This window comes from Mesorhizobium sp. WSM4983 (genome assembly GCF_029625765.1).
Lineage (GTDB): Bacteria > Pseudomonadota > Alphaproteobacteria > Rhizobiales > Rhizobiaceae > Mesorhizobium.
Genome location: NZ_JARTVM010000004.1, coordinates 184758 through 203233, shown reverse-complemented (window position 1 = coordinate 203233; position 18476 = coordinate 184758). Strand labels below are relative to the sequence as shown.

At 62.8% G+C, this 18476-nt stretch carries 23 protein-coding genes; 9 read left to right on the top strand and 14 right to left on the bottom strand.

The genetic code is table 11. The features are described 5' to 3' along the window. Positions 1–423: 423 nt before the first annotated feature. The 6 genes from P9254_RS14970 to P9254_RS14945 form a co-directional block, all read right to left on the bottom strand. Complete coding sequence (locus tag P9254_RS14970) at positions 424–591, bottom strand: hypothetical protein (RefSeq protein ID WP_164747022.1); 168 nt, start codon at positions 589–591, stop codon at positions 424–426. A 71-nt stretch (positions 592–662) separates the two neighbouring features. Then, the gene (locus P9254_RS14965; RefSeq protein WP_278056764.1) at positions 663–1262 is read right to left on the bottom strand and encodes a DUF6456 domain-containing protein; all 600 of its coding nucleotides are present in this window, start codon (positions 1260–1262) and stop codon (positions 663–665) included. 277 nt (positions 1263–1539) lie between these two features. After that, positions 1540–2508, bottom strand: coding sequence for a hypothetical protein (locus tag P9254_RS14960; RefSeq protein WP_278056762.1), 969 nt, complete (start codon positions 2506–2508; stop codon positions 1540–1542). 265 nt (positions 2509–2773) lie between these two features. Then, a complete protein-coding gene (locus P9254_RS14955; RefSeq protein ID WP_278056760.1) occupies positions 2774–3571 on the bottom strand; it encodes a GcrA cell cycle regulator in 798 nt (265 codons plus the stop codon). Between the two features lie 103 nt (positions 3572–3674). Further along, entirely contained in the window at positions 3675–3986 is a 312-nt protein-coding gene (locus P9254_RS14950; RefSeq protein WP_278056759.1) for a hypothetical protein, read from the bottom strand. Beyond that, positions 3983–4303 (bottom strand): hypothetical protein, encoded by a 321-nt coding sequence (locus P9254_RS14945; RefSeq protein WP_245433098.1) that lies wholly within the window; start codon positions 4301–4303, stop codon positions 3983–3985. Before P9254_RS14945 ends, P9254_RS14950 begins: the two co-directional genes overlap by 4 nt. Before the next feature lie 80 nt (positions 4304–4383). On the opposite strand from P9254_RS14945, the gene P9254_RS14940 reads away from it, so the two are divergent. Both P9254_RS14940 and P9254_RS14935 read left to right on the top strand, forming a co-directional pair. Continuing rightward, positions 4384–5016 (top strand): S24 family peptidase, encoded by a 633-nt coding sequence (locus tag P9254_RS14940; protein ID WP_067321658.1) that lies wholly within the window; start codon positions 4384–4386, stop codon positions 5014–5016. Between the two features lie 199 nt (positions 5017–5215). Next, positions 5216–9118: a tetratricopeptide repeat protein gene (locus tag P9254_RS14935; RefSeq protein ID WP_278056757.1), complete on the top strand. Its 3903-nt coding sequence runs from the start codon at positions 5216–5218 to the stop codon at positions 9116–9118. A gap of 88 nt (positions 9119–9206) precedes the next feature. Here P9254_RS14935 and P9254_RS14930 read toward each other — a convergent pair whose 3' ends face one another. After that, positions 9207–9452 carry a hypothetical protein gene (locus tag P9254_RS14930; protein WP_278056755.1) on the bottom strand — a complete coding sequence of 82 codons (246 nt, stop codon included), beginning with the start codon at positions 9450–9452 and terminating at the stop codon, positions 9207–9209. A 124-nt stretch (positions 9453–9576) separates the two neighbouring features. Further along, entirely contained in the window at positions 9577–9720 is a 144-nt protein-coding gene (locus P9254_RS14925) for a hypothetical protein (RefSeq protein WP_164747276.1), read from the bottom strand. A 464-nt stretch (positions 9721–10184) separates the two neighbouring features. On the opposite strand from P9254_RS14925, the gene P9254_RS14920 reads away from it, so the two are divergent. From P9254_RS14920 to P9254_RS14910, 3 genes are all read left to right on the top strand, one after another. After that, a complete protein-coding gene (locus P9254_RS14920) occupies positions 10185–11273 on the top strand; it encodes a nucleotidyltransferase family protein (RefSeq protein ID WP_278056753.1) in 1089 nt (362 codons plus the stop codon). An 82-nt stretch (positions 11274–11355) separates the two neighbouring features. Beyond that, complete coding sequence (locus tag P9254_RS14915; protein WP_278056751.1) at positions 11356–11703, top strand: hypothetical protein; 348 nt, start codon at positions 11356–11358, stop codon at positions 11701–11703. 126 nt (positions 11704–11829) lie between these two features. Next, a complete protein-coding gene (locus P9254_RS14910) occupies positions 11830–12162 on the top strand; it encodes a hypothetical protein (protein WP_082980647.1) in 333 nt (110 codons plus the stop codon). 93 nt (positions 12163–12255) lie between these two features. On the opposite strand, the gene P9254_RS14905 is transcribed toward P9254_RS14910, so the two are convergent. The 3 genes from P9254_RS14905 to P9254_RS14895 form a co-directional block, all read right to left on the bottom strand. Continuing rightward, a complete protein-coding gene (locus P9254_RS14905; protein ID WP_278056750.1) occupies positions 12256–12507 on the bottom strand; it encodes a DUF2934 domain-containing protein in 252 nt (83 codons plus the stop codon). 104 nt (positions 12508–12611) lie between these two features. Further along, positions 12612–12821: a hypothetical protein gene (locus P9254_RS14900; protein ID WP_067001047.1), complete on the bottom strand. Its 210-nt coding sequence runs from the start codon at positions 12819–12821 to the stop codon at positions 12612–12614. A gap of 72 nt (positions 12822–12893) precedes the next feature. Next, positions 12894–13193, bottom strand: coding sequence for a DUF1236 domain-containing protein (locus tag P9254_RS14895; RefSeq protein ID WP_067001089.1), 300 nt, complete (start codon positions 13191–13193; stop codon positions 12894–12896). Positions 13194–13396: 203 nt separating this feature from the next. Between P9254_RS14895 and P9254_RS14890 the strand changes: the two genes are divergently transcribed. Then, the gene (locus P9254_RS14890) at positions 13397–13750 is read left to right on the top strand and encodes a DUF982 domain-containing protein (protein ID WP_245322363.1); all 354 of its coding nucleotides are present in this window, start codon (positions 13397–13399) and stop codon (positions 13748–13750) included. Positions 13751–13906: 156 nt separating this feature from the next. Here P9254_RS14890 and P9254_RS14885 read toward each other — a convergent pair whose 3' ends face one another. Both P9254_RS14885 and P9254_RS14880 read right to left on the bottom strand, forming a co-directional pair. Beyond that, positions 13907–14125 (bottom strand): hypothetical protein, encoded by a 219-nt coding sequence (locus P9254_RS14885; RefSeq protein ID WP_067001044.1) that lies wholly within the window; start codon positions 14123–14125, stop codon positions 13907–13909. A gap of 260 nt (positions 14126–14385) precedes the next feature. Next, positions 14386–14688: a DUF1236 domain-containing protein gene (locus P9254_RS14880; RefSeq protein ID WP_067001081.1), complete on the bottom strand. Its 303-nt coding sequence runs from the start codon at positions 14686–14688 to the stop codon at positions 14386–14388. A 221-nt stretch (positions 14689–14909) separates the two neighbouring features. On the opposite strand from P9254_RS14880, the gene P9254_RS14875 reads away from it, so the two are divergent. From P9254_RS14875 to P9254_RS14865, 3 genes are all read left to right on the top strand, one after another. Then, positions 14910–15761, top strand: a complete 852-nt coding sequence (locus tag P9254_RS14875) for a DUF1236 domain-containing protein (RefSeq protein ID WP_095824574.1) — start codon at positions 14910–14912, stop codon at positions 15759–15761. Positions 15762–16077: 316 nt separating this feature from the next. After that, entirely contained in the window at positions 16078–16329 is a 252-nt protein-coding gene (locus P9254_RS14870) for a polymerase (RefSeq protein WP_127246733.1), read from the top strand. Positions 16330–16718: 389 nt separating this feature from the next. Then, positions 16719–17066 (top strand): hypothetical protein, encoded by a 348-nt coding sequence (locus P9254_RS14865; RefSeq protein WP_278056748.1) that lies wholly within the window; start codon positions 16719–16721, stop codon positions 17064–17066. Positions 17067–17362: 296 nt separating this feature from the next. On the opposite strand, the gene P9254_RS14860 is transcribed toward P9254_RS14865, so the two are convergent. Next, complete coding sequence (locus P9254_RS14860) at positions 17363–17770, bottom strand: hypothetical protein (RefSeq protein WP_127240495.1); 408 nt, start codon at positions 17768–17770, stop codon at positions 17363–17365. Between the last annotated feature and the right edge of the window lie 706 nt (positions 17771–18476).

Genomic DNA, 18476 nt, shown 5'->3' with positions numbered 1-18476 from the left:
GGGGCAGCGCCGAGGCCAGAAGTTTTTGCGCGGTCGTCTTTCAATACGCTCTTCGCAGTGAATCGTCGGAATGAATAACAATGCGAATTTGTCCTTCGGCACGTGGTTTAATCAGTGCTGGGATTGGGAGAGAGCCGCAGCCGCCTCCTGCTTCCAGCTTCAGCGGCCAGTTTCAGCCACTTCAAACTTTCGCCGGCGTCGGCTCTCACCCCGTCTGCCCCAGTGGCATAGGCTTTGCAACCATAAGCTGGTAGGGTGTTGCTGGATCGGCGCCTTCCTCGACAACCAGCAGGCCCCACGAGCCAAGCCGACGGAACCAGTAAATCGCATCCGCCTCTTCTAGACTGGATGGTCACTGCGAAGCGAGGTGGTCGTGGTCGGCTGGCCGGGTCATCTTCAATCCGGAGATCAGTGGATTAACGGTCATCGCCAGCTCGATTTTAGGTGCCCCCAGGCGGCCTTAAGCACAAACAGCAGTGTCATCAACATTGCGGTGTTGAGAACAGGATGGGCGCTAAACACGGTCGCAATTACTGCAGCGACGCCGATCATGAACATCATTGAACCGAAAACAAGTCTAATGAAACGCATTCAGTCACTCCAGTTGCATAGTCAGATAAGCAGCTTTCGATCCGGCACAAGCTAGGCACATCGCTTTCCCCTCACCCTACCTTCCTCCCCATCATCATCCCGTAATGCACCGCCAACAAATCCAGCCCGAGCTTCAGCAGCTTGACCACCACGTCGCGCCCGTCGCCGGTGCGTTCGGCGATGGCCTTCACCGACTGGCCTTCGAGGCAAATCTTGCGCACCACCTCCGCCACCTCCCAGTGGGCGAGCGCGGCCGCTGCGTGGGCGTGGGCGCGGCCGGCTGAGAGCACGCGGTCGGGCACGCCGCCGCCGAGGCGGCCGCCGTCGATGCGCTCGCTCCAGGATTGCGGCTGCAGGCCCTCGCGGGCGGAGCGCTCGAAATCGTTGCGAAAACGCTGGCCGGCTTCGCGCTGCTGACGGGTGAGCGAGGTGATGCCGGTGAGCGGATCGACATTGCGCAGGCGCACGATGCCGCCGGTTGAGGTGTAGCCACCGTTCGACACCTCGTAGACGCGGCGCGCCTCGGCCGTGCCGGGAGTGAGCCGCTGGCGGCCGAAGTGGTCCGACTTCAACGCGAAATCATGGCCGATCTCGCGGCGGATGCGCACCTGCTCGGCCTCGCCCTTGGGGAGTTTCGGGGGTTGCGGTTTCTTGGCGGCTTTGCGGGGCATGGGCGGGTCCTTTGTGGTGGGTGGTGTGAGTGGCCAACGGGAGAGGCTGCGTTCCTTCGCGCCCCCTCTGCCCTGCCGGGCATCTCCCCCACTTGGGGGGAGATTGGCAGCTTGGGCGCCCCCGCTCAGACCTGCGAGGGTGGAGGTTGGCGAAAGCGGTGGCGAAGTCTGATCTCCCCCCTTGTGGGGGAGATGTCCGGCAGGACAGAGGGGGGCGCTGTCCCGCCGGCATATCGATCATTGTCGGCTCCCCCTCCGTCGCGGCTGCGCCGCGCCACTAGCCGGGGCGAACCACGGGTCTCGCCCGTCCTTCGGACCCCCCACTTCGCGGCGGCGAAGAAATGAGCGCCCGCTTCGCCAACAGCTCCCGCATCAGCCGCCGTTCCCGCACCTCGATCGAAAGCTGGGCGCTGGACGGGCAGAACTGGGCGTTGTCGACCTTCGCCTCGCCGCGGATGAAGCGCTGGATCGCGGCTTGCACATCGGCAAGCTCGGCATCCTGCACGGCTGCGAGATAGCCGCGCAGCTGCATCTCGGCATCAGCGAGCGCGGATTGCGGGAAGCAACTGAACATCGCGGCCAGAGCTTTCGCCGCCTGCTGCAATTCGGCTGCGGTCATTGATTTCCTTGATGATGGCGTTGGCGGCATCGACATGCGTCTTGCGGCGATGCCAGTTCTGTCCGGCTGAACGGCCCGAAAATGATTTCTCGTTCTTTTGCCGCGGAGCGGCAGCCCGGGAAGAAAACGCCAGGGCGCTTCTCCCGATGGATCTATGGCTATTGGATTGTTGGATTCTGGATTCTTGGATTCTGGACTCTGGGGCTTATCCTGCCCCTTATCCCCTGACTTAACCCGCCGCTTATCCAAGCGCGAAAACGCCCTTTCTTTCGAAAGGCTTGGGTTGCCGCCCTTGAGGCCGTTGCGGCGCACCACGCGCGCCTTACGCGCATCCGCGATCATGCGCCGGGAGTAGATGCGGCCATGCCGGTCTCGCGAGAAGACGCGGTTCTGCTCGAGCTCGGCAAGCAGCGCCGCAAGCTCAGCTTCGCGACAACCGGCGAGGCCTGCGAGCGCTGACTCATCCAGCCCCTTGCCGGCGATCGCGACATAGCCAACCGGCTCGTGCGCGGCGGCAATGCAAAGCATACGCATCCACAGGCGTTGGGCCGCCAGCGAGCAGAGGCGCAGATTTGGATCCGACTCCCAATCCGACCAGAAAAACTTCGACCAGGTCGTACCGCTCATGGGATTGCCTGATGAGAGGCCGGGCAGCGGCAGGTGGCTAATCTCCCCCCTTGCGGGGGAGATGGCCGGCAGGCCAGAGGGGGGTGCTGTCCCGCCAGCCTATCCGCTCTGCTTGTCCTCCACTTTGCCCATTGTACTGCTGTCGTACCTTGAAAGGATTGGCGAGGCTGGCGTTCCTTCACACCCCCCTCTGTCCTGCCGGACATCTCCCCCGCAAGGGGGGAGATTGAGCACTCCGCCGCCGGCGCCTTCATTGTTGCCACTCTCACATCCCCCTCCCGCGATGGCCGTGAAACCGCGCATGATGATGCGCGCAGTAGGAGCGCGTGGCCGACGTCGGCAGGCCGCAGCAGAGCATGTCGGGACCGGGGCGCGCGCCGACAGGATCCTCGTCCGCCTCCTCGCGCAGCGCGAGATCGATCGGCGCGCGGCAGCGCTTGAACAGGCAATCAAGGAAGCGCATCGCCGCGACATGCGGCTGGCGCCCGGGGTTTACCGCGGGCGGCGGCGCGGGGAGCTTGTAGAGCTGGACGTCGGACTTTTCGCGGGTGCCGGGGGAAAGCCAGGCGGGCGGCATGCTGCGCGCGGGTTTGCGGGCTTTGGATTTTTTGGGTTTGGATGGAGTGCGGGCATCCGGCTCCGTGGATAGCTCAACAGCCGATAGGTTGGCGGGACAGCACCCCCCTCTGCCCTGCCGGGCATCTCCCCCGCAAGGGGGGAGATTGGCAGTTGCGGCGCCGGCGCCCTCAATCAGTTCGGCATGCCTGGAAAGCGCTGCCGGCTCGGAGAGCGTGACACCTCCGGCCGCCACCCTGCCCCGCCGGCCCGGCCGGTCCGGCCGTGCATGTTTCCGCGGCCTGCCGCCGGCGCGGCCACCCTTCGGGTTGGCGAAGCCGATGGCACGAAGGCCGGCGTTGCGGTGCACGATGCCGATAATGGCGTTGCGCGAGACCGGGCTGCCGCGCAGCGCGCTGAAGCGGCCGGCGATGCGGGAGGCCGATAGCCCCTCCTTCAGCCAGGCGGCGATCTCGTCGATTTCCTTTTCGGTGTAGGCGGCAGCCATGTCTCATTCCATTGCTTGCGAAGGGTTGCGAAGCGCTCGGCATGTGGCCAAGCGCCAGGGTTCGGCCGCGGGGCCGTTGGTCAGGTCAGGGAAACGGTTGGGATCAGGCGGCGCCGGGCGCCGCACCAAGCAGGCGAAGAAGGGCCGCCTCGGCGGCGGCCCGGGTCAGGCCCGACACCGCCAGGCCCGCCTTGCGGTCGAACAGGATGACGGTGCCGTCCTCGGTGCGGATGCAGGAGACGAGCCGGCCCGAATTGGGGGCCGGAGCCGGGGGAGGAGCGGCTCCGGCCGTTCCGGTGAACCGGGGTGCGGGCGGTTCGACCGGATCCGAGGCAGAAGCCCCGGAAAGCGTCCGGACCGGTGAGGAGGACGGTCCGGACGATTGGAATTCGACAGGCGAGGCAAGCGCGTTCATGCCGCCTCCCCTTGCATGGCGGCAGCGGCGCGATGGCCCGCCAGCCATTCGTAGCTGATACCGGCAATGCCGCGCCTGCGGCTCGCGGCCACCACATGCGGCCAGTGCTGCGGCGCGATGCGTCCGCGACGGCGCATCTGGCGGGCGGCTTCATAGCCGCAGCCGACATCTGCGGCGAAGGCGCCGATACTCTGCCAGGAATCAATTAGCCCCGAGATGCTTGTTGGCAGCCCCGAGATGCTCGTGGGCGGCCCCGGCACATTCGCGGCGGAGATGCTCGCAGGGAATGCGGAAACGCTTGCGGTAGGCTCATTCATGCGCTAAGCGTACGTTATGTACGAATAACGCGCAAACGAAATCGTACAATTTGGACGATAATTTTCAGGCATTTTGTACGATGATGGATTCTCGGCACAGATTGCAGCAGGCGCGCGCCCAGGCCGGCTATGCCTCGCCCAGCGATGCCGCTCGGGCCTTGCGCGAAATCAACAAGAACACGCTTATCAGCCATGAGAACGGCAACCGGCCGCTGTCGCGCAAGGCGGCGGAGAAATACGGCCGGCTGTTCGGCGTCGACCCGGGCTGGCTCTTGTTTGACGCCGACGGCGTCGAAGCCGCGCCTGTGCACCTCGCCGCCTCGCCCATCACCATCGACGTGCCGATCGTATCGTGGATCAGCGCCGGCGAACTCGGCAGCCAGGACAGCGTGGTCAACCTTTCGGACTACCCGACCATCCCCACCGCCGATCTCGAGGAAGGCGAGTGGATTGCGCTGCGCGTCGACGGACCGTCGATGAACAAGATCTCGCCGCCGGATTCGATCATCTTCGTCAACCTGCGCGACAAGCGGCTGGTGACCAATGGCTGCTATGTGATCGCCGACGAAACCGGCCGCGCCACCTACAAGCGCTACCGCCCGAACGACACCCCGCCCTTCCAGCCGGCGTCCTATCTCGACATCCCGCCGCCGGAGCTCGAAGGCGCGATCACCATCATCGGGCGGGTCAAGCGCTCAATGATCGATATGTGAGAGACAATCTCGCTGAGAAACCGTCGCTCAACGAAGAACAAGAAGAACTTCGCGTTGCCAGGCTTTGAGGGTTGCGTTCTTTGGCCGAGAGCGAACACAGGATAGCGTTCGCAATTTCTGCTTGCATTTCGGAACAAAAACGGAACTATATAGGCAATTGCAGCCGCTGCCGCGGCAACTCCGGGGGGAGGATCAAAACATGTCACGCCGCACCGGCGCGTTCACCCGCGCATTCGTTGCATGGCTTTCATTTGGCCCGCTTTTGGCGCCGGCGGGAATAGTGGTGACGCTTGGCGGGCTTCGCAGTCCGGCCCTCGCAGAGAGCAAGGATTACGCTACTTGCTTCAGCGACGGCGCCCTCTCCGCCGACCAGCAGATTAGCGCCTGCACGCCCATCGCCGAGGACAGCGCCGAGATTCCCGATCTTCGCGTTAACGCCTATTTCTGGCGTGGCCTGGCTTACACGCAGAAGAACGATATCGACCGCGTCATCGCCGACATGACCGACGTGCTCGCGCTTGATCCGACATACGTGCCCGCCTTTACCAATCGCGCCATTGCCTGGGAGAGCAAGGCAGATTTCGAGCGAGCCGTCGCGGACTACACTCGCGCAATCGCGCTCACGCCGGACGATGCCAACCTCTATGCCGACCGCGCCAGGGCACTCAACAAGAAAGGCGAGCACGACCGTGCGATTGTCGAATGCGACAAGGCGATCGACATCGATCCCGCCAACGAGATGGCCTATGGCGTGCGCGGCGTCGCCTGGGAGGACAAGGGCGACGCCACGCGGGCCCAAGCCGACTATGACAAAGCAGAGAGCGTCCGCGCGGACCCCATCACGCCTTACCATGACCGCGCACTTTCATGGATCGCCAAGGGCGAGCGCAGGCGCGCGGAAGCCGATTGCAAGCACATCGCCGGCGTCGATGCAGACAAAGGGCGTGATTGCTCACGCCGGATCGCCGAGGCTTTTGGCGAGCCGCGCGACGGAGGTGGCGAGAAAACCGCCACCGCCCAAAATGCGGTCGGCATAGAATGGCAGGAAAAGGGCGACCATACCCGCGCCATCGCCGCATTCGACGAGGCGATCCGGCTCAATCCAGCAAGTTCCGCATTCTACTTCAACCGCGCCAAGAGCTGGGGCTTAAAGAAGAATTATGCCCGCGCTATCGCCGATCTGGATGAAGCCGTACGCCGCGACCCGGCCAACGCCCCGGCTTACCGCGTGCGCGGCATGACTATGGCTCGAGTCGGCAATTCGAAAGAGGCGCTTGCCGATCTCGACAAAGCGATTTCCATCAGTTCCGACGATCCAAAATCGTATTTCGAGAGGGCGCTTGTCTGGGAGGCGAGCGATCCTGATAAGGCAATAGCGGACCTGGACAAGGCAATCGCGCTCGACCCGGCCAACGCGGACTACCGAAAGGAAAGACTGAGCGTCCAGATTGGCAAGCGCAGGGCCGAGGGGCAACCCGTGCTGCAGTCACCGGGCGCTACGACCAGTCAGGCTCATGTCCCAATCCCAGTTGAGCCGCAGGCGGCCAAGCCTATCGCGCCTCCCACGTATGAGCCGCCGCAACTCTATGCCAAGCGCGACAATTCCGCCGCCATCGACTGGAATATGAAATCGGGGTTGCAGCAGATGCAGGTCGACCCCAAGGGCGCGATAGATACATTCAGCTTTGTCATCGGCCTCGATCCCTACAACGCCGATGCCTACTACCACCGATCCATCGCGGAGGCTTTGCTTGGCAATTTCGACCTCGCCGTCGGCGACTGCCGGCGAGCCGTCGAGCTCGACCCGAAGCGGGCAGCCACGTGCAGGGAACACCTGCCCGGCGAGCAAGGCAAGCCGACCGCCGCGAAGCCAGGCAGGGATCCGGCGACCGCCAGGATCCTGCTCGAGCGCGCCCAGATGCGGCTGTCGAAATATGGCGTCGACGGCGCATTGCTCGATTTCGACAAGGCCATCAGCCTCGATCCCGAAAACGCCGACGCCTATTTCGGTCGCAGCCGCGCCCGGATGCTCAAGGGCGATCAGGCCGGCGCGGCAGTCGATTGCCGGCGTGCCATCGAACTCGACCTGAAGCGGACTGGAACCTGTGACGAGCAGGCTGCCGTTGGCGAAAACAGGCCGGCGCCGCCAGTGGGCATGCAACAGTTGCAGCCCTCTGTTGCGGCCGCCGTTGAAACCTTGGCCAAGCAACTCGGCCAAGGCAAAGCGAGCCCAACGCGAATACTGTCCGCTTCAAAGATGCTGGAGGCGGCCGAGGCGACCGACCCACGTGTCCTGAGCGCGGTGCAGAGCGGCGACACCTTTTCGGACGCGGGCAAATATGACCATGCCATCGCAGAATATGAGAAGGCGATCGCGCTCGACCCCAGTAGCCCATTCGCCTATTTCGGCCGCGGCAAGGCCTTGGCCGCCAAGCGCGCCTACGACCTAGCGATCGCCGACTACGATCGGGTGATCCAGCTCGTTCCGGATCTGGTCTCGGCCCATATTCGCCGGGGGATGGCCAAAACCATGTCGGGCGATGTCGAGGGCGCGCTTGCCGATTGCGGCCATGCCGCCACGCTCGACCCGAAGGCGCGCGACGCGTTCTTTTGCAAGGGCATGGCCTGGCACGCCAAGGGCGACGGCGGGCGGGCGATCGCCGCCTATTCATTAGCGATCGCGATCGATCCGAAAGACGCCGCCAGCTATTATGGGCGCGGCATGGCACGGGCCGACAGGAAGGACTATGACGGCGCCATCGCCGATTTCGACCGGGCAATCGACCTCGACCCGCACAATCCGGATTACCTGGTCAGCCGCAAGGCGGCCGACGCGGCAAGAGGAAAAGGCGATGTCGCGGCCGAAGCCGGCGGGCCTGATCCGAAGAAGCTCAAGGCTTTCACCGATCTCGGCGATGCCCTCTACAAGAGGCACAAATTTGATCGCGCCATTGCCGAATACAACAAAGCCATCACGCTCGATCCGAAAATGGCGTCCGCATATCTGGGGCGCGGCATGTCGCTGGTAGCGAAGGGCAAGTATGACGCGGCCATCGATGATTACGGCAAGGTGATCGAACTCTATCCTGCCTACGTCGAAGCTTACCTCGGCCGCGCCGTCGCCTGGAGCAAGAAGAACGAACTGGATCGAGCGATCGCCGATTTCAGCCGCGCGGCCAAGATCGACCCCAGTTCTGCGCCAATCTATTTCGGGCGTGGCAGCGCCTGGCTCGCCAACGGCGATTACGACCAGGCGATTGCGGACTACGACCAGGCGCTCAAGCTGGATCCAAGGCTGGCCCTAGCCGAGGAGGGCCGCAAGCTCGCCGTGGCGGCCAAACGCAAGTCAGCCGGAAGCGATCCTGTCGGCTCTGACCAGAGCAAGTTGAAGACCATCGTCGACCACGGCTACGTCTGGTACAAGAAACGCAAGTATGCACGCGCCACGACCGCGTTCGAACAGGCCATCGCGCTCGATCCGAAAAACCCCGCCGGCTATCGCGGACGGGCGATGGTCCGCACCGACACCCATGACTATGATGGCGCCATTGCAGATTTCAGCAAGGTCATCGAACTCGCGCCGAAGAGCAGCGATGCCTATTTTGGGCGTGCCGCTTTGTGGGGGAAAAAAAACGAGCTTGACCGGGCGTTAGCCGACTATGACCGAGGCCTCGAGATCGATCAGAGTTGGAGCATGGCCTACTACGGACGGGCAACCAAAAGGCTGGAGAAGGCCGATTACGAGGGTGCGATGACAGACTTCGACAAGGCGATCGAACTGGATCCCAAAGTCGCGCGCTTCTACATCGATCGCGGCTTTGCCTATGCGGCAAAAAAGGACATCGACAGCGCAACGCGAGACTTCAACAAGGCGATCAGCCTGGACCGGAAGAAGAGCGCTGGCGCCCATTTCGGTCTAGGTGCAATCAAGGAAAGCCAAGGCGACCACGATGGCGCCATCGCCGAGTACAGCCGCTCTATCGAGATCGACCCGACATATGCCGACGCCTACGATTTGAGGGCACATTCCTGGAGAGCTAAGGGCGATTTGAAGCGCGCCGAGGCCGACCGCAAGAAGGCGCTGAGCCTCGGACTGAACTAGACAGGCATTTTAGAGGGGCGGATGTCGCGTTGGAAATGGTTGCAGGTGGAGGCGGTCGTCCCCTTTGAGCTTCGTTGAGGCAAAAGTGCTACCAGCGATGTTCGGCGGCGGCAGATATCACCATGAGTCGGTGGCGAAGCCGCCCCAGCCTGTGACCACCGCCTACATCGATGCCTAGATCCGGAAGCAGGATCTCCAGATCGTTGAGGCTATCGCACGCGAATTTCCGGATAACTACGATGCGATGCTGCGCAAGATCACTGCCGCCGCCCAGACCGGAAGCCAAACAGAAGTGCGCAATACCAGCAGACAGGCGGTCGCCGATCTGCGGCACAGATATGCACCGCTCCTGCTTTCAGCTCCGGACAGCGCGGTCTCGCAAGCGCTTTCGGCGCAACTCGACATGCTCAATCATGTCATGGCGCGCGAAACGCCGGCCACTGCAACAATTACCTGCGCTACGGGTAGGTCTCGAAGTATGGCCTTTCCTTCAACGCCTTGCCGTTGCGGTCGAGCAGTATTCCCGAGGCAAACAAATACCCGCCCATCGCTTCCATCTTCGCCATGTCCATGGTGCCGATGGCGCCGTTAGCACCCTTCAAAAATGCCGGTCGTTCAGCGCCGGGTTGTGAGCGTGTCCTTGTTCGCCGCGATCAGCGGGTCGCCTGCGTGCTTCGCGCGGTCGACGGCGAAGGCGTAGCCGGCCCGCGTCCCTCGAAAAAAGCAGCGGCGGCTTGTCGGTTGGCGCCAAGGAACGCGTTTCCGGAAATGATCAAGGTAGTGTGCTCGTCCGGCAGCCGTAATCGACGTAACGGAAGCTGCGCTGCTCCAAGCTTCCAAGCCCGGCCTCAACGCCTTCCAGGTCGAGTCTTCGGGCGTGACGTCGACCGCACCGGGCAAACCGTTTCCCCAATCCGCAGAAGAGTGGCCCATCTCTCTTAGGAGATGCCGGTCGTTATAAGATTTTTACCAGTTTCTTATAACGCTCTTGAAATCTCGCCGAATAAGGCCCAGTTATAAGAAAACTGCAGGTTTCTTATAACGCTGCGCACGCCCGGGAGCGGCCATGAAGACCATCGATCTTGCCTATCGTACCCTCTATGCCGAGCTGGTGCAGCGCAGCCTGGATGCCTCCTTCGAGACCGATTTCTCGACGGCAGGCAATTTCGTGCGCGTGCCGGTGAAAGGCCGCGACTACTGGTATTTCGAAGAGACGCGGCCGCAAAAGTCCAGGCGCTATGTCGGCCCGGCGGAAGATCCCGAGATCGCCAAAAGGGTCGCGGCCTTCAAGGAGATCAAGGACGATCTCAGAGCTCGCCGCAAGCTGGTCTCCACGTTGGTTCGCGACGCCGGCCTGGCGGGGCCCGATGCTTTCAATGGCGACGTCGTCGAGGCGCTGGAAAAGGCCGGGCTCTTCCGCCTGCGCGCGGTGCTCGTCGGCACCGTCGCCTTCCAGACCTATGCAGGGCATCTCGGCGTCAAACTGCCAGGAGCCGCGCTGCAGACCGGCGATGCCGACTTTGCCCAGTTCCATTCCGTCTCGGCCGAAGTCGACGACAGCATGCCGCCGCTCATCGAGGTGCTGAAGGCGGTCGACCCGACATTCCGGGAAATCCCGCACCGAACCGATGCGGGGCGCACGACGCAGTTCGAGAATGCTTCGCGCTATCGCATAGAACTCCTCACCCCGAACCGAGGCAGCGACGAGCATGCCGACCATGCCAGCCCGATGCCGTCGCTGGGCGGCGCCTCGGCGCAGCCCTTGCGCTTCCTCGATTTCCTGATCCGCGACCCGGTGCGGGCAGTGCTGCTCCACCGCTCCGGCGTGCCGGTGCTGGTCCCCTCGCCCGAACGCTTTGCGGTCCACAAGCTGATCGTCGCGGCGCGACGCGAGCGAAGCGCTGCCGCCAAGCGGGAGAAGGACCTGCATCAAGCTAGCCTGCTGGTCGAGGCGCTCGAGAATACGCGTCGGCGAGACGACCTCGCCCATGCCTTCGCGGAAGCGTGGAACCGGGGCGAAGCATGGCGTGAGGCGCTGCGCAAAGGCTTGCAACTGCTTCAGCCGGACAGGCGCGAGGTGGTGGACCTGGTCCTCGGCAAGGCGCTCGACGAAGCGCGCATCGAGCTCGACGGTTTCATGATGCGGTCAAAGTGAATTATCGTTCAAATTGTACGAAAGGCGCTTGATTACTTTTCGTACATAAAGTACGATATTGCCCTTCGTTGAGGGGATATCCTTGAACACCGCGAACCATGCCGCTTTCGCCGACCTTTCCCGCCCATTGCTCTCGCCTTTGCCGCTCGCCGAGCGCGAACGCCTGGCCGGCGCGTGGCGCATGGCCAGCCAGGACATCGCCGACGACGTCCGCTTCATCCGGCAATATCTGAAGGTGATCGCGGAGAAGGACGACCGGCTTTCGACCGGCACGCTGGTGCACGGCCGCGCCTATGTCGAAGCCTGCGAGGCCTGGCTGCCCGAAACGATCGCGCGATATTTGAGGAACCTCAGGCTGGTCAGCGAATGCGAGTGCGCGATGACTGCGGCGGGCGTGCGCTTCGCAAAATCGAGCGATGCCTGGGAGTGAGATGTCTTCCTTCTTCGCGGAGGAAGAACCACCAAACGCGACGAAACCAGAGGGGCGCGAAGGAGCGCGGCGACGGAATGGTTTCCGCCCGCGCCGGGTGCAGAGATTCCATTTTGCAACCTTCGGATGCACCTCGACAAATGTATCGTTTCACACAATTGCCAATTGGTGGACGCGGGCGAGCGGCCGGTAGTTAATTCCTTTCGGGCGAAGGAAGGCATAGTCGCGTACCAGGGAGGAACTCGTTTGATAGACCAGCAAATCGACATCGGCGCACCAGCCGACGATCAGCCTTACGAAGTCACCTCATTCGCCAGGAAGCATGGGCTGACGATCCCGATCGCGGACGCGGTGCTTTTTGCCAAGGGTCCGTCGCCGTCGCGGGCGGCCTGCGATACCGCCGCGCTGGCTTTCCTCTGCGCCGTTGCGCAATACGCCAGAAAGCAAGGGAGGCGATAGCCGTTTAGCCTCCACCTCCGCGCCCTAAATCTTCGGGCGCGGGCTTGCTACATTTCGATTGTGCGGATGGCAGCGGCGGAACGGCCGCTGGGGTCAGGTCTTGGCTTTCGGCTTGGCAGGAGCCTTGGCCTTGGCGGGGCCTTTGGCGGGCGTTTCGGCCTTGGCCGACTTCGGCTTGGCGGCGGCCGTCTTTTTGGGCGCGGCCTTGGACTTCGGCTTTACTTCGGCGTCGATCTCGGCGGCCGCCTGGTCCCAGTGCTCCATATGCGCGCCTTCTGGCCGGCCGGCCTGCTCCCAGATCTCGTGCGCCCGCCGGCGAATGCGTTCCTGCTTGTCGTCCGTCACTGTCGCCTCCTTTGAGTGGGGCCGCTCCCCGACGGAAACATTAGCTGAATTTTCCGGTGGCGTCTTGCGCATCGACGCGTAGGTGCCTGAACTTCGGCAGCGATTCAGTGCACGTCGGAGACGATCGCAACGCCCAGATACGCCGCCTTCTTTGTAATCAATGCGGCTAAATCGGCGTCAGAGCGTTCGGTTCCGGTGCGCCTGCGCAGCAGGCCAATCGCTTCCTTCATCGATAAGAGGCCAGTGCGGCGTTCGGCCAGAAGCTGGTCGACCGCCTTTGCACAGTCGACTGATTCGACATGGGGGTGATGCATGGCTGCGACTCCTTCCTAGGAGCCGGCATCCCCCCGCCGGCATGGCGGGAGGATCGGGGCTCGTAAGCGTAATCACTCGATGACGTGGATGACCCTGCGTGTACCAGGATCGATCAGGACAGTGCGATCGTTGACCACGGCATATCTGTACTGAACGTCCGGCACCTCCCGCAGCTCGACCGTGTCAGGCACCGTCGAGCCGACGCCCAGTTCCAGCCCCAGTATGTTGACCGAGGCGATCGGGTGCTTGTGGACATATTCCTTGACGACAGTCTGCTGCTCCGGCGTGACGATGATCTGGTCCGCAGCGGCAAAGCCTACGCCGGCGATCAGAGCAAGGCCGGCAACAGCAGGAATAAGGGTGCGTTTCATCATAAGTCTCCTGTTGTGTTGGCGAGCTCCGCCCGCCTCCGCCGTCGCGGAAACCTGGCAGGTCGAACATAGGAGCTCCCGGGGCAAACGCGTGCATTGGGGTCTTGTTCCGTCTGCGGCGCCTAATTGATTGTTGCCGGCGGAACCGCCGGGGCAGCTTCGCATTGTTTGAATTGAATAAATTCGACCAGCAAAGGCCCGCCATGACTGCAGTTCACATCACAAGCGACATGCCGCTCCGCGCGCCGGTGGCGATCGCAGTCGGGGCCGGTTTCAAGCGCGAGATCGCTTCCCTGGCGGCGATGCAGAATTTCCTCAAAGAATGGCCGCCGGCGATGCGCGGCGACTGTTATGCCGCGGCCGTGCAGACCTGCGAGGCAGCGCGGACAGGCGAGAGGAAACTTGGGGAAGCGCGGCAGGCCTTCGTGGCATTCGCTCAGAAGGCCGGCATTCTGTGGACCGGCGTCGACCCGGTCACCGCGCTACGTGAAGCCAAGATCAGACGTCTCAAGGCCAGGAGCATAAGCCAGCAGCGCCGGCAATGGCCGCTGGCGTGACAGGCTGCTGAAGTCCGGGCCTTAGGATCGGGCTTATCGAACCAAGCATCATCGAAAAAGCCCTCGCGGCCGAAGGCTTTTGTCGCGCCAAGCGGCGTAGCGCCGCTCACTGCCGCCCAGTGCTGGACGGCAGCCAGGCGACATCGATGACGGCTGTCAGTTCAGCGAAGCTTCGCACGACTCGGTGAGGAAAGATGCGGCGATCAGATCGTCCGCATCGATGCGTAGGGAGCCATCGCCGCCCCCCATTATGGCCGCGACCTTCTGGAAGGTCTTTATTTCATGTGCGGTGATGTGGGCGTCTTCCATCCTGGCCCGCAACTCGGCGACGCGCATCCCGAGCGAGCGGGATGTTCCGATTTCTCGTTTCGACATGTTAACTAGTCCTCCTCGCCCCTGCCCATGCCTGTTCGCCGCCGCCCGATTCTGCTTTCTGCCACCGGTTTGTGTTGCCTATGAGACAGGTTTGTTTCTGCCACTGGTTTGTGTTGCCTATGAGACAGATTTGACCCAAAGCGCCCAACTTGGGTGTGGGTCAAAGGTTCCGTTAGCATATCGTAAATTAATAATTTTCCGTTAACCGCCCGCCGCCGTGACCGGCGGCGGGCCATCCGTTCGGCCGATTACGCTATCGGTTAATTGAGCACCTTGATGATCTTGCGCGTGCCGGGGTCGACGATCACAGTCCGGTTATCGACCACGACATAGCGATATTTGACGTTCGGCACCTCGTGCAGTTCGACCGTCTCGGGAAGCGTGCTGCCGATGTTCAGCTCGATGCCGGGAACCTTCACCGAAGCCAGCGGCTGCTTTTGCACATATTCCTTGATGACGGTTTCCTGCTCGGGCGCGATCACGACGGTGTCCTGCGCAGCGACGGCGCCAGCGCCGGCGAGAAGCAGGAGGGCCGCGGCGGCGGTGGTGATGTGCATTTTCATGGTCGTCTCCTTTGTGTGGTCAATCGCCTCCTCTGCTGCGCCTGCGATTTCCACAGCCGATCGGCACCGTCCTAACGCCGAGGACCGCGGCTTGTTCCTGCAAAATTCCGCGCATCCGCCGGCGTAAGAACGCCGCCGCCGCTTGGCAAAACAATCTCGGAACAATGCCTTCCAAGTCGTGTTAAACCAACGAAGGGACCGACTTTCCGAGGAGAAATCAGATGAAGCATCTTCTGATCACGAGCATGATCGCGCTCGGCGTTGGTTGCGGCGCCGCGATGGCGCAGACCGAGTCCGTGCAGCCGAGCGGCGGCGATAGTTGTGCCGCCGGCCAGGCCGACTGCCCGAAGGGCGGCAAGGCTGGCGAGCAGGCCCAAGGCAAGATGAAGTCTCAGACCGAGCAGAATGCCCAGGGCACCACCAAGATGAAGACTGAGCAGAATGCCCAGGGCGAGGCTGGCGCCAGCACCGAGCAGAACGCCGAGGACAATACGCAGCTGAAGAAGAAGCAGCAGGCGCAGGGCAAGGCCGACACAAAGACTGAGCAGAACGCTCAGGACAATACCACGCTGAAGAAGAAACAGCAGGCCCAGGACAAGACCGGCACCAGCACCGAACAGAATGCTGACAGCAACACAAAGGTGCAGACCGAGCAGAATGCTCAGGGCAAGACCGGCACCACCACCGACCAGAACGCCCAGGGCACCACCAAGATGCAGACCGAGCAGAACGCTCAGGGCAAGACCGGTACGACCACTGAGCAGAACGCTCAGGGCAACGTCCAGACCGACCAGGACAAGACGGCCTCGATCACCAATGTGACGGTCGAGCAGCGGACGCAGATCACGCAGATCATCCGCGAGACCAACGTCCAACCGGTTCGCGATGTCAGCTTCGACATCTCGATCGGCGTCGAGGTTCCGCGGCAAAAGATCCGGCTGCATCGCCTGCCGGCCCGCATCGTCAAGATCGTCCCGGCTTACGAAACCTATATGTATTTCGTGCTGGCCGACGGGCGCATCGTGATCGTGGATCCGGACACCTACAAGATCGTCGTGATCCTGGAGGCCTGATCCAGACAGCATTTCAGACAGGAGGCCTGCCGTGCCGCATGGCATGGCGGGCTTTTCTTATGTCGCTTCAGCCGCGGGCGCAAACGCCCCTTCCCGAGGCCGGGGCAGCCCCGTCCAAGCCTTATCGCCCGCCCTCGCCGCAACACAGCCGTCGGACTGAGGTCTGGTTTGGCAGGGCATTGGTCCCCCTCTCGAAACATACAGGCAGTTATCTTGTTGGAGTCATGACTGGCGAGCATAGGTCCCTTCATCGTCGGTTGCTGTTGCACCCGCCGCTACCTGCGATGCGGCGGGTGCTCCTTTTGGGGGGTGCTGCATGCAACTCGGAGAGATCATTGCGAACCTGTTCGCCGCCGTTCTTCTGATCTGCGTTGTGGCGCTTGTGTTCTTCACCGGCGGCAGACCACTCTGGCCGGATCGCGAGGCCAAGATGGTCATCCTCTTGCCGCCGGATGCCCTGAGAACGGGATCGGTCAGGGCACTGGCGCACGTTCGCCTGCCCGACGCCTTCGATACAAGAATGGTGCAGCCAAGGCCCAATCCCGATAGCCGGTGGGCCAGCCCCTAGCCGGCCGCGACGTGATCCGGCCGAAATGGGAGTCAGAGCTAACCCTCCACTCCTTTCGCGGAAAGGCGGAGAGGCCGGCCTCCCGCCGATGAAGGGACGTGCTCGGCGGGCGGGCACTGCGGCGATCGTCAGAGGGCGTCAGCTCAGCAGCATTGCGGCAGCGGCGAAGACGATGCGCGTTGCAGGCGCAACAAGCCAGCGCGCCTCGTAGACGCTGCCGTCCATTAGCCACTCCTGATCATTGTTCCGCGAGGGAACGGAATCGGCCTCGGCTGGGTTCCTCAGGCGTAGGTCCTTCGGCGGGCCGGAATTAAGACCTATGGCAAGGGGTCTGCGTGAAGTCTTGCGATCCTGGCGGAAAAGGTGCAAGGGTCAAAATGGGTAGAGCAATGGGCGAGATCGTCGAAGACCCTAACTGGTCGCGGCGCTCGGTTGGGCAAATGTATTTTCCGCAGTTTCTTGTGGGAATGACGGCAACGCTTCTGGTGGTTCTCGGCTGGACCTTCATGTCCACCGGGTCCGTCTGGCAGTCGCTTGGCTGGACGTTCCTGGCGGGCGTGGTGCTGCAGGCAGGCTACTTCGTGGCCGTGCTGTGGCTCGTGCAAGCCGAAGGCCGGGCCACGGACGAGAGCAAGGCGCGCGACGCCGGCGCCCCCGCCAAGCTGCCCGGCCCCTTCGAGCGCGACGGCATCGTCCACGCGCTGATCTCGCGGCTGTTCCCGAGGCTGCTGCCGTAAGGCGGCTCAGCGTCCGGCCGAAGCCCCAACGCCGTCATCGTTGGGCGTAGCGACGCGAAGCGGAGCAAAGACCCGAGAACCCACGCTGTGACCTCGTCGAGGAACGCAGCGCGGCAGAATCCTGCACCGTCGTAACGCTCTGAGCTTACGGCCTGCAGTTTGCGCCGCGTCGCTTCGCTCCCTGCTCCGCCACACAGGACACGAAGAGGCGCTTCGGCCGATCTTGGCCGCGTGCGATCGAGCAATTGAGCGCGTCGCACTGGGCCGGTTCAGGCGACGCGCTGTTGGGTGCACCGTTACTGCGCCGGAGCGACCGTGGCCGAGCGCACCGTCTCTGCGGACGAGAAGACGATGAAGGCAAAGGTCAGCACCGCGGCGGCGACGATCAGCGAGCCGATCGCCACGACCGGCTCGATCTCCGGATGGCCTGCGGCCAGCATCCAGTAGAGCGCCGGCAGCATGATCACGAGGCCAACCGTGTAGAGACCGTAGTGGATCATGGCGATGCGGCGCTCGGCCTTGGCCGGATTGAGCGCGTAGTAACCGCCGAAGATCGCGCTGGTCACCCAGCCGAGAAGGTTGATGTGGGCGTGCGCCGGGAAGGCGCCGTGGTCGCCCGAAATCGCCATCTGCAACCCCGCGGCTATGCCCAGGATGAGAAAGATGATGGCCGTCTTGAAGAAAAGCTCCGAAACCCGTGGCATTTTGTTGTCCTCCCAATGCCCTGTGAAATCCCTCACCCGCTAAGTCTACACACCGCAATGCATATTAGCCACACGACAGCGAAGTTTTGGTGTGCATTGCGCACAGCGTCAGGCGAGGCAAAAAGACTCGCAAGGTCGGCGGCGGCGGGGCAGCGCTCCCGGGCCTGCAGTTGTTTTCCCCAATGCAGGGCGGCTCGCAAAAGAAATTGCCCGTTCCCATTCCAACGCCGGCTTTTATATCGTAGTACGACATTCACAGCGAGATCTCGGGGGTGGCAACCGGGGGCCGGGAGCTGACCACGCAGCTCCCGGTCAAACTCGTTTTCGGCGCGCCGATTTTCGACTACCCGGTCTGCGTCACCGCCGTCGGTTCTGCCACCGTTTCAAACACGTGGCACAACGCCGACCAAAACCGACGAAAGGCTTCCAGCGATGCGGACGCCGTGAATTTTTAGCTATTCCTTAACTAATGTTATTCGGTCGGTACACCCCCGCATGTTAACCTTCGGACGCGGGTAGAAGCCGTCTGACCACCTCGGCTTTTGCTACTTTTGGGCTCGCCTCAACGGCGAGCCTTTTTTTGAACTCCGCCTGTGCCTCGGCGTGGCGTTTCTGCTCGCCGCAACCAGAATTCCCCCTGGCCTCACTTGGTCTGTTGCCGTGTGCGAATGCATTGCCGTCAAGCCAAACAAAAATGCCGCCGGGT

Coding starts and splice junctions, on each gene's coding strand:
- P9254_RS14970 (WP_164747022.1), bottom strand. CDS start 591: ATGCGTTTCATTAGACTTGTTTTCGGTTCAATGATGTTCATGATCGGC.
- P9254_RS14965 (WP_278056764.1), bottom strand. CDS start 1,262: ATGCCCCGCAAAGCCGCCAAGAAACCGCAACCCCCGAAACTCCCCAAG.
- P9254_RS14960 (WP_278056762.1), bottom strand. CDS start 2,508: ATGAGCGGTACGACCTGGTCGAAGTTTTTCTGGTCGGATTGGGAGTCG.
- P9254_RS14955 (WP_278056760.1), bottom strand. CDS start 3,571: ATGGCTGCCGCCTACACCGAAAAGGAAATCGACGAGATCGCCGCCTGG.
- P9254_RS14950 (WP_278056759.1), bottom strand. CDS start 3,986: ATGAACGCGCTTGCCTCGCCTGTCGAATTCCAATCGTCCGGACCGTCC.
- P9254_RS14945 (WP_245433098.1), bottom strand. CDS start 4,303: ATGAATGAGCCTACCGCAAGCGTTTCCGCATTCCCTGCGAGCATCTCC.
- P9254_RS14940 (WP_067321658.1), top strand. CDS start 4,384: ATGATGGATTCTCGGCACAGATTGCAGCAGGCGCGCGCCCAGGCCGGC.
- P9254_RS14935 (WP_278056757.1), top strand. CDS start 5,216: ATGTCACGCCGCACCGGCGCGTTCACCCGCGCATTCGTTGCATGGCTT.
- P9254_RS14920 (WP_278056753.1), top strand. CDS start 10,185: ATGAAGACCATCGATCTTGCCTATCGTACCCTCTATGCCGAGCTGGTG.
- P9254_RS14910 (WP_082980647.1), top strand. CDS start 11,830: ATGCACCTCGACAAATGTATCGTTTCACACAATTGCCAATTGGTGGAC.
- P9254_RS14900 (WP_067001047.1), bottom strand. CDS start 12,821: ATGCATCACCCCCATGTCGAATCAGTCGACTGTGCAAAGGCGGTCGAC.
- P9254_RS14895 (WP_067001089.1), bottom strand. CDS start 13,193: ATGAAACGCACCCTTATTCCTGCTGTTGCCGGCCTTGCTCTGATCGCC.
- P9254_RS14890 (WP_245322363.1), top strand. CDS start 13,397: ATGACTGCAGTTCACATCACAAGCGACATGCCGCTCCGCGCGCCGGTG.
- P9254_RS14885 (WP_067001044.1), bottom strand. CDS start 14,125: ATGTCGAAACGAGAAATCGGAACATCCCGCTCGCTCGGGATGCGCGTC.
- P9254_RS14880 (WP_067001081.1), bottom strand. CDS start 14,688: ATGAAAATGCACATCACCACCGCCGCCGCGGCCCTCCTGCTTCTCGCC.
- P9254_RS14875 (WP_095824574.1), top strand. CDS start 14,910: ATGAAGCATCTTCTGATCACGAGCATGATCGCGCTCGGCGTTGGTTGC.
- P9254_RS14870 (WP_127246733.1), top strand. CDS start 16,078: ATGCAACTCGGAGAGATCATTGCGAACCTGTTCGCCGCCGTTCTTCTG.
- P9254_RS14865 (WP_278056748.1), top strand. CDS start 16,719: ATGGGCGAGATCGTCGAAGACCCTAACTGGTCGCGGCGCTCGGTTGGG.
- P9254_RS14860 (WP_127240495.1), bottom strand. CDS start 17,770: ATGCCACGGGTTTCGGAGCTTTTCTTCAAGACGGCCATCATCTTTCTC.